The organism is Kitasatospora sp. NPDC040550, assembly GCF_055594965.1.
This window is the reverse complement of sequence record NZ_JBVIWC010000004.1, coordinates 490698-505693: the sequence shown is the minus strand read 5'-3', so window position 1 is coordinate 505693 and position 14996 is coordinate 490698. Positions and strand designations below refer to the sequence as shown.

The following is a 14996-nucleotide window of genomic DNA, read 5'->3' as shown; positions in this document are numbered from 1 at the left end:
CGGGGGGGGTGTTGCCCCCCCCCCCCCCCCCCCCCCCCCCCCCCCCCCCCCCCCCCCCCCCCCCCCCCTGCCCCCCCCCCCCCCCCCCCCCCCCCCCCCCCCCCCCCCCCCCCCGCGGCGTGTGGGGGCGGTGGGGTGGGGGTTCAGAGCCGTACGGGCAGCTCCCGCAGCGCCGGGAGCACCTCGGCGGCGAAGGTGCGCAGCGCGGTGAAGGCCGTGTCGGCGGGCAGGGTGCCGTACTCGAAGGCGGCGTTGACCCGGGTGACGCCGGCGGCGGCGAGTTCCGCGATCTGCTCGACGATCTGCTCGGGCGAGCCGGCCAGCAGCCGCTGGTAGGCGCGTTCCTCGTCGGCCGGGTCGACGGCGGCCGGGACCGGCGGTCGGCCGCCGGTCGGGTAGGCGCCCTCGGCCAGGGCCCGGGAGGTCTGGATCTGCCGGGCGACCTCGCGGGCGGCGGCCCGGCGCCCGGCCGGGTCGGTGCCGACGTGGACGAAGCGGTTGACGGCGTACTCCAGGCCCTCGGCCGGGACCCCCTCCTCGGCCGCCAGGGCGTTCACCGTCCGCCACTGGTCGGCGAGTTCGGCCGGGGTCGACAGGGCCAGGCCGAGCAGGTGGAAGCCGCGCCGGACGGCGAAGCGGGTGGACTCCGGCGACACCGCGGCGGCCCAGACCGGCGGGTGCGGGGCCTGGTGGGAGGGCGGCAGGACGGTCACCGGGGCGTCGATCCGGTGGAACTCGCCCTTGTGGGTGACCTCCGTCCCGGTGAGCAGCCGCAGCACCAGGTCGGCGGACTCCTCGAAGGCGGCCCGGCTGCGGTCGAGGTCGCGGCCGAAGCCGAGGAACTCGTGCGGCTGGTAGCCGCGGCCGATGCCGAGGTCCAGACGGCCGCCGGAGAGCTGGTCCAGGGTGTTGACGTCGGCGACCAGGCGGACCGGGTCCCACAGCGGCAGCACCAGGATGCCGGTGCCGATCCGCAGGTCGGGGGCGAGCGCGGCGGCGTGGCCGAGCAGCAGCAGCGGGGAGGAGCTGAGGCTGTAGCCGGAGAAGTGGTGCTCGGTGATCCAGATGCCGGAGAAGCCCCGGTCGTTGGCCCATTCGACCTGCCGGGCGAAGTCCAGGTACTTCTGCCGGGCGGCGGACCGGTCGACCGACGGGGAGATGCTGAGGTAGGTGATTCCGACGCGCATGACCGGGGTTCGCTCCTCTGGGAGGTTCGGCGGAAGGGTGGACGGACGGGGCTGGACGGGCTGGACGGGCTGGACGGGCTGGACGGGGCTGGACGGGCGTGGTGCCCGGGGTGGTGCGGTGCCTCAGGCGGCGGGCAGGACGGACTCGGCCAGCAGGCGGTCGAGGTGGGCGGTCAGTTCGACCGGCGTGGGGTGGTCGAAGGCGACCACCGGCGCCAGCGTGAGCCCGGTCGCGGCGGCGAGCCGGTTGCGCAGGTCCAGGACGGTGAAGGAGGAGAAGCCGAGGTCCTGGAAGCGCTCCCGCTCGCCGATCCGGGCCGGGTCGGCGTAGCCGAGGGCCTCGGCGGCCTGCTCCCGGACCAGGGCGAGCAGCACGGCGGTGCGGTGCCGGGGCCCGGCGTCCGTCCAGCGCCGCAGCAGGGTGGCCGGGTCCTCGGCGGGCTCCCGCTCCTCGGTGGTGGCCCCGGGCAGCGGCGCGGGTGCGGGGCCGGCGCCGGACGGGCCGGGGGTGGCCAGCCAGTGGACCGTCGGGGCGAAGGGGTGGCCGGGCACGGTGTCGGGGTCGGCGGCGGGCGCCGGCCCGGTCGGCCCGCCGACCGGCAGCCCGTGCAGCTCGGCCCCGGCCAGCGCGGCGGCCAGCGCCCTCGACTGGGGCCGTTCGCGCAGCTGCACGGGCAGTTGGACGGCCTCCGGGTGGATCGCGGCGGTCAGCGCGGCGAGCGTGCTGTGCGGGCCGAGTTCCAGGTAGGCGGTGACGCCGTGGCGCTCGCGCAGGGTGCGCACGCCCTGCTCGAAGCGGACGGTGGCGCGGATCTGCTCGGTCCAGTACCGGGGGCCGGCGATCCGCTCGGGGTCGGCGGTCTCGCCGGTGAGGTTGCTGATCACCGGCAGGTTCGGGGCACGGTAGCCGATCCGCCGCGCCTCGGTGTGGAAGCGCTCCAGCACCGGGTCCAGCTGGGCGGAGTGGAAGGCGTGCGAGACCCGCAGCCGGCGGGTGCGCAGGCCGAGGCCGGTGAGCTCGCGGTCGAGCCGGGTGATCGCCTCGGCGTCTCCGGAGACCACGGTGGAGGCCGGTCCGTTGACGGCGGCCAGGCCGAGGGCCTCCCCGTACGGTGCGAGCAGTGCGGTGAGCCGCTCCTCGGGGGCCTGGACGGAGAGCATCGCGCCCGCGCCGGCGGGCAGTTCGTCCATCAGCCGGGCCCGGGCGGCGACCAGCGCGGCCGCCGACTCCAGGTCGAACACCCCGGCCAGGTGGGCGGCGGACAGTTCGCCGATCGAGTGGCCGAGCACCGCGACCGGCGGGGGCAGCCGGGTGCCGAGCAGCCGGGCCAGCGCGGTCTGGTGGGCGAACAGGGCGGGCTGGGTGTAGCGGGTGCGGTCCAGCAGTGCGGCGTCGGTGGAGCCCGGGTCGGCGAACATCACGTCCCGCAGCGGGCGGTCCAGGTGGGGGTCGAGGGCGTCGCAGACCTCGTCCAGCGCCTTGGCGAACTCCTGGTGCTCGGTGTGGAGTTCGCGCCCCATGCCGGGTTGCTGGGAGCCCTGGCCGGTGAAGGTCCAGGCGGCCCTGGGGGCGGCGGCGGCGGTGCCGCGCACCAGGGCGGGGTGGCTGCGGCCGGCCGCCAGGGCGCGCAGGGCCGGGGCGATCTCCGCCGGGCGGTCGGTCAGCACGGCGGCCCGGTGCGGGAACCGTGCCCGGCCGTGGCCGAGCCAGTGGGCGGTGTCCCGGGCGCGGTCCGCGGCGCCGTCCTCGGCGTGCGCGGCCAGTGCCAGCGCGTGGTCGCGCAGCGCCTCGGGGGTGCGGGCGGTGAGCAGCCAGGGCCGGTCGGCGGGCCCGGCGCCGGGTTCGGCGGGCGGCGGCTCCGGGGCCTCCTCCAGGACCAGGTGGGCGTTGGTGCCGCTGATCCCGAAGGAGGACACGGCGGCCCGGCGCGGGCGCTCCCCGCGCGGCCAGGGCGTGGCCTCGGCGAGCAGTTCGACGGCGCCTTCCGACCAGTCGACGTGCGGGGTGGGCGCGTCCAGGTGGAGGCTGGCGGGCAGGGTGTCGTGCCGCAGGGAGAGGATCAGCTTGATCACCCCGGCGGCTCCGGCGGCGGCCTGGGCGTGGCCGATGTTGGACTTCAACGAGCCGAGCCGCAGCGGGCGTTCGCGCTCGGCGCCGCCGTACACCGCGAGCAGGGCGCGGGCCTCGATCGGGTCGCCGAGCGTGGTGCCGGTGCCGTGCGCCTCGACCGCGTCGACCTGGTCGGGGGTGAGCCGGGCGTCCGCCAGCGCCTCCCGGATGACGGCCTCCTGGGCCGGTCCGCTGGGGGCGGTGAGCCCGTTGCTGGGCCCGTCCTGGTTGACGGCCGAACCGCGCAGCACGGCCAGCACCCGGTGGCCGTTGGCCCGGGCGTCGGAGAGGCGCTCCAGGAGCAGCAGGCCGACGCCCTCGGCGAGCCCGGTGCCGTCGGCGCCCGCCGCGAAGGCCTTGCACCGCCCGTCCGGGGCCAGCCCGCGCTGGCGGCTGAACTCCAGGAACACCCTCGGGTGGGCCAGCACGCAGGCCCCGCCGGCCAGGGCGAGGTCGCTCTCGCGCGAGCGCAGCGAGCGGGCGGCCAGGTGCAGCGCGACCAGCGAGGAGGAGCAGGCGGTGTCGACGGTCAGGGCCGGGCCGTGCAGGCCGAAGTGGTAGGCGAGCCGGCCGGAGGCGACGGACCCGGCGTTGCCGGTCATGAAGTGGCCGTCGAGTTCGCCGGCCACCTCGTGCGGGCGCGGGGCGTAGTCCTGGCCGATCATGCCGACGTACACGCCGGTCCGGCTGCCGCGCAGGGCGGCCGGGTCGAGGGCGGCGGACTCGAAGGTCCGCCAGGCGGTCTCCAGCAGCAGCCGCTGCTGGGGGTCCATGGCGAGCGCCTCGCGCGGGCCGAGGCCGAAGAAGGCGGCGTCGAACTCGCCGGCGCCGTCCAGGAAGCCGCCCTGGCGGGCGTAGGAGGTGCCGGGGGTGGCCGGGTCCTCGTCGAACAGCGCGTCGAGGTCCCAGCCGCGGTCGGCGGGGAAGTCGCCGACCGCGTCCCGGCCCTCGGCGAGCAGCCGCCACAGGTCCTCGGGGGTGCGCACGCCGCCGGGCAGCCGGCAGGCCATGCCGACGATCGCGATCGGCTCGTGCGCGCGCTCCTCCAGGGCCTCGATCCGGCGCCTGGCCTGGCGCAGGTCGGCGGTCGCGCGGCGCAGGTAGTCGCGCAGCCGTTCCTCGGTGCCGCCGGGGGTGGCGGTGGGTTCGGTCGTCCCGGGCATCTCAGACCTCCGTTCCGGGATGGTTGAGTTCGTCGTCGAGCGCGGCGAACAGTTCCTCGTCGCTGGCCGTCGCGAGGTCCTCGGCGCGCTCGCCGTCGTCCTCGGCCGGGGTGTCGTCCAGGCGCCAGAGCAGCTCGCGCAGCCGCCGGCCGACCGCCCCCCGGACGCCGTCCGCGGCGGCCAGCGCGGGCAGCAGGGCCTCCAGCCGGTCGAGCTCGCGCAGGAACGGGTCCGGCGCGGCCTCGTCCTCGGGGGCCAGCGTCCGGTGCAGGTGGGCGGCCAGCGCCGACGGGGTCGGGTGGTCGAACACCGTGGTCGGGGCCAGCCGCAGGCCGGTGGCCGTGCCCAGGCGGTTGCGCAGTTCGACGGCGGTGAGCGAGTCGAAGCCGATCTCCTTGAAGGCCTGGTCGGCGGCGACGGTTCCGGCGCCGCCGTGGCCCAGCACGGCGGCGGCCTGGCCGACCACCAGCTGGAGCAGGGCCTCGGCCCGCCCGGCCGGGTCCAGGCCGGCCAGCCGGTCCAGCAGCGGGGCCGGGGCACCGGCGGCGGGCGCACCGGCGGCGCTGCGCCGGGCGGGGGCGCCCGCCAGGGAGCGCAACAGCGCGGGCACGGTGCCGGCGGCCCGGCCCGCCCGCAGGTCGAAGCGGGTGGTGACGACGGCCGCCCGGCCGGTGGCGCGGGCCGCGTCCAGCAGGGCGAGGCCCTCCCGGTCGGTGAGCGGCACCAGGCCGCCCCGGGCCAGTCGGGCCCGGTCGCCGTCGGTGAGCTGCCCGGTCAGTGCGCTGGCCCGCTGCCACAGGCCCCAGGCGAGCGAGGTCGCGGGCAGTCCCTCGGCGGCGCGGCGCTGCGCGAGGCCGTCCAGGTAGGCGTTGGCGGCCGCGTAGTTGGCCTGTCCGCCACCCCCGAGCACGCCGGAGACGGAGGAGAACAGCACCAGGTCGGCGAGGTCGGCGCGCCGGGTCAGCTCGTCCAGGTGGCGGGCGGCCCGGGCCTTGGGGGCGAGCACGGCCTCCAGCGCGGCCGGGTCGAGGGCCTCCAGGACGCCGTCCGCGAGGGCGCCGGCGGCGTGCACCACCAGCGTCAGCGGGTGCTCGGCGGGGACGGAGTCGAGCAGCGCGGCCAGCGCCGCCCGGTCGGCGACGTCCACCGCGGCCACGGTCACCTCGGCGCCGAGGCCGGTGAGTTCGGCGGCCAGCTCGGCGGCGCCCGCCGCCTCGGGGCCGCGCCGGCCGGCCAGCAGCAGGTGCCGGGCGCCGTGCTCGGTCACCAGGTGCCGGGCCGTCAGCGCGCCGAGGGTGCCGGTGCCGCCGGTGACCAGCACGGTGCCGGCCGGGTCGATCGGCGCGGGGACGGTCACCACGACCTTGCCGGTGTGCCGGGCCTGGCCGAGGTGGCGCAGCGCCTCGCCGGCCCGGGCGACCGGCCAGGTAGTGATCGGCGGCAGGGTCAGCACCCCGCGCTCGAACAGCGCCAGCAGCTCGGTCAGCAGCTCGCCGATCCGCTGCGGCCCGGCCTCCAGCAGGTCGAAGGAGCGGTAGCGCACACCCGGGTACTGCTCGGCGATCCGGTCGGCGTCGCGCAGGTCGGCCTTGCCCATCTCGACGAAGCGGCCGCCGCGCGGCAGCAGCCGCAGCGAGGCGTCGACGAAGTCCCCGGTGAAGGAGTTCAGCACCACGTCCACCCCGGCGCCGGCCGTCCCGGCGAGGAACAGCCCCTCGAAGTCGAGCGTGCGGGAGGAGGCGGTCCGGGCCGGGTCGACGCCGAGCGCCGCCAGGGTGTCCCACTTGCCGGGCCCGGCCGTCCCGTACACCTCGGCGCCCAGGTGGGCGGCGAGCTGGACGGCGGCGATGCCGACGCCGCCGGCCGCCGAGTGCACCAGCAGCCGCTCGCCCGCGCGGAGTCCGGCCAGGTCGACCAGCGCGTAGTGGGCGGTCAGGTAGGCGGCGGGGACGGCGGCGGCCTGGGCGAAGCTCCAGCCGGCCGGGACGCGGGCCAGCAGCCGGTGGTCGGTGACCGCGACCGGGCCGATGCCTCCGGACACCAGGCCGGTGACCCGGTCGCCGGGCGCCAGGCCGGCCACCTCCGGGCCGACCTCGGTGACCACACCGGCCGCCTCGGTGCCGAGCAGGGCGCGGTCCGGGTAGACGCCGAGGGTGATCAGCACGTCCCGGAAGTTCAGTCCGGCGGCCCGCACGGCGATCCGCACCTCGCCGGGGGCGAGCGGGCGGGCGGCGTCCGGGGCGGGGAGCAGGGCCAGCGCGTCCAGGGTGTCCCCGGTGGGGGCGAGCCGCCAGGGGCCGTCCCCGGGAGCGGTCAGCTCGGGCCGGGCGGGCAGCGGGACGACCGCCGGGGCGAGCACCGTGCCCCGGCGCAGGGCGAGTTGGGGCTCGTCCAGGGCGAGGGCGGTGGCCAGCGCCGCCCGGGAGTCGGGGTGCCCGTCGGTGTCCAGCAGGCGGAACCGGCCGGGGTGCTCGGTCTGGGCACTGCGCAGCAGGCCCCAGAGGGCGGCCGCGACGGGCCGGACCGGGCGGTCGGCGGGGCCGGTGTGCTGGGCGTCGCGGGTCAGCACGGCGAGCCGGGTGTCGGCCAGGTGGTCCTGGGCGAGCCAGCGTTGGACGAAGCCGAGCAGAGCGGCGGTGGCGGCGCCCGGGTCCGGGTCCGGGTCCGGGTGCTCGGGGAGGGTGAGCGGCAGGACGGCGAGGGCCGGCGGGTCGGTGGTGAACAGGGCGGCGGGATCGGGGAGTTCGGTGGCGACGTGGTGCTCGGGCAGTTCGACCACCGCCTGCCCGGCGGGGGCGGCCGCCGACGGGGGCACGGGCGTCCAGTCCAGGTGGTACAGGCCGTCGGCCCGCCCGACCGGCCGGGCGGCGGCGAGCGCGCCGGGGGCGAGCGGGCGCAGGGCGATCCGCTCGGCGGAGAGCACCGGCCCGCCGAGCGGGTCGGTGGCGGACAGCGCGACCGAGTCGGCGCCGTGCCGGGTCAGCCGGACCCGCAGGCTGGTGGCGGCCGTGGCGGCGAGGGTGACGCCGGTCCAGGCGAAGGGCAGTGCCGTTCCCAGGTCGGCGTCCACGGGGGTGCCGTCCTCGGGGGCGGCGGACTCGAGGGCGGTGAGGCCGGCGGCAAGCGGGTGCAGGGCGGCGTCCAGCAGGGCGGGGTGGATGCCGTAACGGGCGGCGTCCGGGTGCGCGGCCTCGGGGAGTTCGACGGTCGCGTAGACGGCGTCACCGGCGCGCCACAGGGCGCGGACGCCCTGGAAGGCCGGGCCGTAGTCGTAGCCGCGATCGGCGAGGCCGGGGTAGAGGTCGGCCGGGTCCACCGGGGTGGCGCCGGGCGGGGGCCAGGCCACCGGCCGGTCCTCGGCGGCGGCGGACGACCGGCGGTCCGGGAGGAGCAGGGCGGAGGCGTGCCTGGTCCACGGCTCCTGCGGGCCGGCGGCGGCCGGGCGGGAGTGGACGGCGAGCGCGCGGGCGCCGTCGGCGTCCGGCGGCTGGACGGTGGTCTGCAGGTGCACGGCACCGTCGTCGAGCAACAGCGGCGCCTCCAGGGTCAGTTCGGCCAGGGCCGGGACGGCGGCGCGGTGGCCGGCGTGCAGGGCGAGTTCGACCAGTGCGGTCGCGGGCAGCAACGGGGTGCCGGTGACGGCGTGGTCGAGCAGCCAGGCGTGGGTGCCGGTGGAGATCCGGCTGGTGTAGAGCGCGGTGCCGTCCGGCAGGTCGGTGGTGGCGCCCAGCAGCGGATGGTCGGCGCTCTGGAGGCCGAGGTGGCCGGGGTCGCTGATGTCCGGGGCGGGGTCGAGCCAGTAGTGCTCGTGCTGGAAGGGGTAGGTGGGCAGGCCGGGTGGGGTGGTGGGGGTGGTGAGGGGCCAGCTGAGGCGGTGGCCGTGGAGTTCGACGGCGGCCAGGGCCTGGAGCAGGGGTTGGTCGTCCTCGCGGTTGCGGCGCAGGGTACCGGTGACCAGGGTGTCGGCGACCAGGGCCTCCGGGTGTTCCGTCAGGGTCTCCTGGATGCCGACGGTCAGCACCGGGTGGGCGCTGGCCTCCACGAAGGTCGTGAAACCGTCCCCGGCCAGAACGCGGACGGTGTCCTCGAAACGGACCCGGCTGCGCAGGTTGCGGAACCAGTACCCGGCGTCCAGGGCGCCGGTGTCCAGCGCTCCTGCCGTGACGGTGGAGTAGAACGGGATGCCGGAAGGCTGGGGGTTGATGTGTGCCAGCAGGTCCAGGAGTTCGGCCTCAAGGGGCTCGACCTGGGCGGAGTGCGAGGCATAGTCCACCGGAACCCGCCGGACCCGCACCTCCTGCCCCTCGCCCCAGACGACCAGTTCGCCGATCGCCGTCGCGGTGCCGGAAACCACCGTCGACGACGGGCCGTTGACCGCCGCGACCTCCAACGCCCCGCCCCAACGGGCGATCAGCGCCTCCACCTCCGCCACCGGAAGCGGCACCGACGCCATCCCGCCGTCACCCGCCACCGCCCGAATCGCCCTACTGCGCAGGGCCACCACGGCCGCGGCGTCCTCCAGGCTCAACGCCCCCGACACCGCCGCCGCCGCGATCTCACCCTGCGAATGGCCCACCACCGCGTCCACCGGCAACCCGTACGAGCGCCACAGCCCCGCCAGCGAGACCATCACCGCCCACAGCACCGGCTGCACCACGTCCACCCGCTCCAACAGGACCGGATCCCGCAACGCCTGATCCAACTCCCACTCCACATAAGGCTCCAGCGCCCGACCCGCATCCGCCAGCAGCGAGGCGAACACCGGAGACGACGCGGCCAAGGCCACCCCCATCCCCACCCACTGCGACCCCTGCCCCGGGAACACCAGCGCCACCCGACCCGGCGAGGACGCCACCCGACCCGACACCACCGCCGGATGGTCGGTCAGCGCACGGAGTGCGGCCACCACCTCGGCGCGCTCGCCCGAGGCGACGGCGGCGCCGTACCCGTGCCGGGCTCCGCGGGTCAGCGTCCAGGCCGCGACCTCGGCCAGGTCGACCTGGGCACCCGGGCCTTCCAGCCAGTCCGCGAGCCGCTCGGCCGCCGCACCCAACGCCGCCTCGGAACGCGCCGAGAGCAGCACCGGGGCGAGCACCGGAACCGGCTCCGACTCCGACTCCGACTCCGGCACGTCGGCGGCCGGGGCCTCCTCCACGATCACGTGCGCATTGGTGCCGCTCATCCCGAAGGCGGAGACCCCCGCGCGACGCGGCCGCTCGCCCGGCGCCCACACGACGGGCGTGCGCAGCAGCTCGACGTCACCGCTCTCCCATTCGACGGCGCCGGTCGGCTCGTCGACGTGCAGGGTGGCCGGCAGCACACCGTGCCGCAGCGCCTGCACCATCTTGATCACGCCCGCCACCCCGGCCGCCGCCTGGGCGTGCCCGATGTTGGACTTCACCGACCCCAGCCACAACGGCCGTTCCGCAGGCCGGTCCTGGCCGTAGGTGGCGAGCAGCGCCTGCGCCTCGATCGGATCCCCCAGCCTGGTCCCCGTCCCGTGCGCCTCCACCGCGTCCACGTCCGCCGCACCCAGCCCGGCCGCCGCCAGCGCCGCCCGGATCACCCGCTCCTGCGAGGGCCCGTGCGGGGCGGTCAGGCCGTTCGAGGCCCCGTCCTGGTTGACGGCGGTGCCGCGCACCACCGCGAGCACCGGGTGGCCGTTCGCCCGGGCGTCGGAGAGCCGTTCGACCAGCAGCAGGCCGACGCCCTCGGAGAAGCCGGTGCCGTCGGCGGCGGCCGCGAAGGCGCGGCAGCGGCCGTCCGGCGACAGGCCGCGCTGGCGGCTGAACTCGATCAGGGTGTCCGGGGTGGACATCACGGTGGCGCCGCCGACCAGGGCGAGGCTGCACTCGCCGGAGCGCAGCGCCTGGCCCGCGAGGTGCAGGGCGACCAGGGAGGAGGAGCAGGCGGTGTCCACCGTGACCGCCGGCCCCTCGAAGCCGTAGGTGTACGCGATCCGGCCGGAGGCCACGCTGCCCGCGCTGCCGGTGCCGAGGTAGCCCTCCGCCTCGGGGGCGGAGCCGCGCACCCGGCCGCCGTACTCGGTGTAGATCAGGCCGGTGAAGACGCCGACCGGGGTCGCGCGCAGCGCGGCCGGGTCCAGGCCGGCGCTCTCCAGCGCCTCCCAGGAGGTCTCCAGCAGCAGCCGCTGCTGGGGGTCCATCGCGACGGCCTCGCGCGGGTTGATGCCGAAGAACGCGGGGTCGAAGTCGGCGGCGCCGGTCAGGAAGCCGCCGTGCCGGGTGTACGAGGTGCCGGTGCGCTCCGGGTCCGGGTCGTACAGCCCGTCCAGGTCCCACCCCCGGTCGGCCGGGAACTCCGAGATCGTCTCCCGGCCCTCGGCGACCAGCCGCCACAGCTCCTCCGGCGACCCGACCCCGCCCGGGTAGCGGCACGCCATCCCGATGATCGCGAGCGGTTCGTCGGCGGCGGCCCGGGTACGGGCGGGCGCGGTGGCCGGTGCGCTGTCGCTGCGGCGCAGCAGGTCGCCGAGGTGCTCGGCCAGGGCGCGCGGGCTGGGGTGGTTGAACACCAGGGTCGGCGGCAGCTTGAGGCCGGTGGCGGCGGCGATCCGGTCGCGCAGTTGGACGGCGGTGAGGGACTCGAAGCCTAGGTCGCGGAAGGCCCGGTCGGGGTCGAGCTCGGCCGGGGTGGCGTAGCCGAGGACGGCGGCGACCTCTCCGCGCACCAGCTCGCGCAGCTGCCGCTCCAGGTCGGGGCCGGTCAGCCGGCGGAGGCGCTCGACGGCACCGCCCTCCCCCGCCGTGCGCCCGGCGGCCCGGCGGGCCGGGGTCCGGGTGGGGCGGGCCGGGCCCCGGGGGGCGGGGGCGGTCAGCCGGTCGGCGGCCACCGGGCGCAGCACCAGGGTGTCGACGGTGAGGACGGGGGCGCCCTCGGGGTCGACGGCCAGGATCCTGAGGGTGTCCTGGTCCAGGCGGTCCAGCCGCACCCGCAGCGCGGTGGCGCCGACGGCGTGCAGGCCGAGGCCGTTCCAGGCGAACGGCAGCCGCAGTTCGGCGGGGCGGTCCGGGCCGTCGGCCGCCGCTTCGGCCTGGAGGGCGGCGTCCAGCAGGGCGGGGTGGATGCCGTAGCGGGCGGCGTCCGGGTGGGCGGGCTCGGGGAGTTCGACGGTCGCGTAGAGCACGTCGCCGTGCTGCCAGGCGGCGCGCAGGCCCTGGTAGGTCGGGCCGTAGCCGACCTCGGCGGCGGCGAACCTCGCTGCGGCATCAGCAAGTTCGAGGGGGACGGCCTCGGCCGGGGGCCAGTCGGCGGGGAACTCCTCGGTGGGGGTTGCCGGTTCGGCCGACTCGGCGGCCAGGGTGCCGGTCGCGTGGTGGGTCCAGTCGCCCGCGCCGCCGTGCTCGGGGCGGGAGTAGACGTCGAAGGTCCGGCGGCCGTCCTGGTCGGCGGCCGGGACGAGGACCTGGAGGTCGAGCACCGCCTCGCCGAGGGTCAGCGGCGCCAGCAGGACCAGCTCGTCCACGGCGGAGGACCCGGCGGACTCGGCGGCGGCCAGGGCGAGTTCGGCGAATCCCGTACCCGGGAACAGGACCGTCCCGGCGACGGTGTGCTCGGCCGACCAGGGGTGGCTGCGTGGGGAGAGCCGGCCGGTGAGGACCAGCCCTCCGTCGTCGGCGCGTTCGACGGTCGCGCCGAGCAGGGGGTGGGCGGACGCGTCCTGGCCGCCCGCGTGGGTGGGGGCGTCGAGCCAGTGGTGGCGGTGCTGGAAGGGGTAGGTGGGCAGGCCGGGTGGGGCGGTGGGGGTGGCGAGGGGCCAGCTGAGGCGGTGGCCGTGGAGTTCGACGGCGGCTAGGGCCTGGAGCAGGGGTTGGTCGTCCTCACGGTTGCGGCGCAGGGTGCCGGTGACCAGGGTGTCGGTGCCCCGGGTGTCCGGGTGTTCCGTCAGGGTCTCCTGGATGCCGACGGTCAGCACCGGGTGGGCGCTGGCCTCCACGAAGGTCGTGAAACCGTCCTCGGCCAGAACCCGGACGGTGTCCTCGAAACGGACCCGGCTGCGCAGGTTGCGGAACCAGTACCCGGCGTCCAGGGCGCTGGTGTCCAGCGCTCCTGCCGTGACGGTGGAGTAGAACGGGATGCCGGAAGGCTGGGGGTTGATGTGTGCCAGCAGGTCCAGGAGTTCGGCCTCAAGGGGCTCGACCTGGGCGGAGTGCGAGGCGTAGTCCACCGGGACCCGCCGGACCCGCACCTCCTGCCCCTCGCCCCAGACGACCAGTTCGCCGATCGCCGTCGCGGTGCCGGAAACCACCGTCGAGGACGGGCCGTTGACCGCCGCGACCTCCAACGCGCCGCCCCAACGGGCGATCAGCACCTCCACCTCGACCACCGGCAGCGGCACCGACGCCATCCCGCCGTCACCCGCCACCGCCCGAATCGCCCTACTGCGCAGGGCGACCACGGCCGCGGCGTCCTCCAGACTCAACGCCCCCGACACCGCCGCCGCCGCGATCTCGCCCTGCGAATGACCCACCACCGCGTCCACCGGCAACCCGTACGAGCGCCACAACCCCGCGAGTGAAACCATCACCGCCCACAGCACCGGCTGCACCACATCCACCCGCTCCAACAGGACCGGATCCCGCAACGCCTGATCCAACTCCCACTCCACATACGGCTCCAGCGCCCGACCCGCATCCGCCAACAGCGAGGCGAACACCGGAGACGACGCGGCCAGCGCCACCCCCATCCCCACCCACTGCGACCCCTGCCCCGGGAACACCAGCGCCACCCGACCCGGCGAGGACGCCACCCGACCCGACACCACCGCCGGGTGCGCCACCTGCCCGGCCAACGCCCGCAGTCCGCCGATCAGTTCGGACCGGTCCGGGGCGACCACGGCGGCACCGAGCCGGTGCCGGGCGCTGCGGGTGAGCGTCCAGGCCGAAACCTCCGCGAGCCCGACCTGCGCGCCCTCGCCGTTCTCCAGCCAGTCCGCGAGCCGCTCGGCCGCCGCACCCAACGCCGCCTCCGAGCGGGCCGAGAGCAGCACCGGGGCAGCTGCCGGGCCCTCGATCGGAGCCGCCTCCGCAGCGGCGGCCGGGGCCTCCTCCAGGATCACGTGCGCATTGGTGCCACTGATCCCGAAGGCGGAGACCCCCGCACGGCGCGGCCGCTCGCCCGGCGCCCACGCGACCGGTGCGCGCAGCAGCTCCACCCCGCCGGCGGACCAGTCCACCTCCCCGGTCGGCGCGTCGACGTGCAGGGTGGCCGGCAGCACACCGTGCCGCAGCGCCTGCACCATCTTGATCACACCCGCCACCCCGGCCGCCGCCTGGGCGTGCCCGATGTTGGACTTCACCGACCCCAGCCACAACGGCCGCTCGGCCGAACGGCCCTGGCCGTACGTGGCCAGCAGCGCCTGCGCCTCGATCGGATCCCCCAGCCTGGTCCCCGTCCCGTGCGCCTCCACCGCGTCCACGTCCGCCGCACCCAGCCCGGCCGCCGCCAGCGCCGCCCGGATCACCCGCTCCTGCGAGGGCCCGTGCGGGGCGGAGAGCTGGCTGCTGGTGCCGTCCTGGTTGACGGCCGAGCCGCGCACCACCGCGAGCACCGGATGCCCGTTCGCCCGGGCGTCGGAGAGCCGTTCCAGGAGCAGCAAGGCCACCCCCTCGCCCCAGCCGGTGCCGTCCGCGCCCGCCGAGAACGCCTTGCAGCGGCCGTCCGGCGACAGCCCGCGCTGGCGGCTGAACTCGACGAAGGTGTTGGGGGTGGCCATCACGGTCGCCCCGCCTGCGAGCGCCAGCGTGCACTCGCCCGAGCGCAGGGCCTGCGCGGCCAGGTGCAGGGCGACCAGGGAGGAGGAGCAGGCGGTGTCCACCGTGACCGCCGGCCCCTCGAAGCCGTAGGTGTACGCGATCCGCCCCGAGGCGACGCTGGGCGCGCTGCCGATGCCGACCTGCCCCTCGACGGCGGCCGGCAGCGGGTTGAGCCGCGAGCCGTAGTCGTTGTACATGATCCCGGTGAAGACGCCGACCGGGGTCGAGCGCAGCGCGGCCGGGTCCAGGCCGGCGCTCTCCAGCGCCTCCCAGGTGGTCTCCAGCAGCAGCCGCTGCTGGGGGTCGATGGTGCTGCTCTCCCGGGGGCTGATGCCGAAGAACTCCCCGTCGAAGCCGGCCGCCGCGGCCAGGAAGCCGCCGTGCCGGGTGTACGAGGTGCCGGTGCGCTCCGGGTCCGGGTCGTACAGCCCGTCCAGGTCCCACCCCCGGTCGGCCGGGAACTCCGAGATCGCGTCCCGGCCCTCGGCGACCAGCCGCCACAGCTCCTCCGGCGACCCGACCCCGCCCGGGTAGCGGCACGCCATCCCGACGATGGCGATCGGCTCCGTGTACCTGGCCTCGGCCTCCTGCAGCCGCAGGCGGCTGTCCTGGAGGCTGGCGCTGACCCGCTTGAGGTAGTCGCGGAGCTTCTCGTCGTTCGACATGCGTGCTCTGCCCTTCGATGGTTCGGGGTACGGCGGGGCCGGAGAGGTACGGCGGGGCCGGACGGGTGGGACGGGGCCGGCGGCGGTGGGGCGGG

General features: G+C 76.9%; 3 protein-coding genes. All 3 read right to left on the bottom strand.

What is annotated here, in order from left to right:
- Nucleotides 1–143: 143 nt before the first annotated feature.
- Entirely contained in the window at nt 144–1187 is a 1044-nt protein-coding gene (locus ACZ58X_RS09615) for an LLM class flavin-dependent oxidoreductase (RefSeq protein WP_470333087.1), read from the bottom strand.
- A gap of 123 nt (nt 1188–1310) precedes the next feature.
- Nucleotides 1311–4409 (bottom strand): type I polyketide synthase, encoded by a 3099-nt coding sequence (locus ACZ58X_RS09610; protein WP_470333107.1) that lies wholly within the window; start codon nt 4407–4409, stop codon nt 1311–1313.
- Between the two features lie 52 nt (nt 4410–4461).
- On the bottom strand, nt 4462–14901 hold the full coding sequence (locus tag ACZ58X_RS09605; RefSeq protein ID WP_470333086.1) for an SDR family NAD(P)-dependent oxidoreductase: 10440 nt from the start codon (nt 14899–14901) through the stop codon (nt 4462–4464).
- Nucleotides 14902–14996 lie beyond the last annotated feature (95 nt).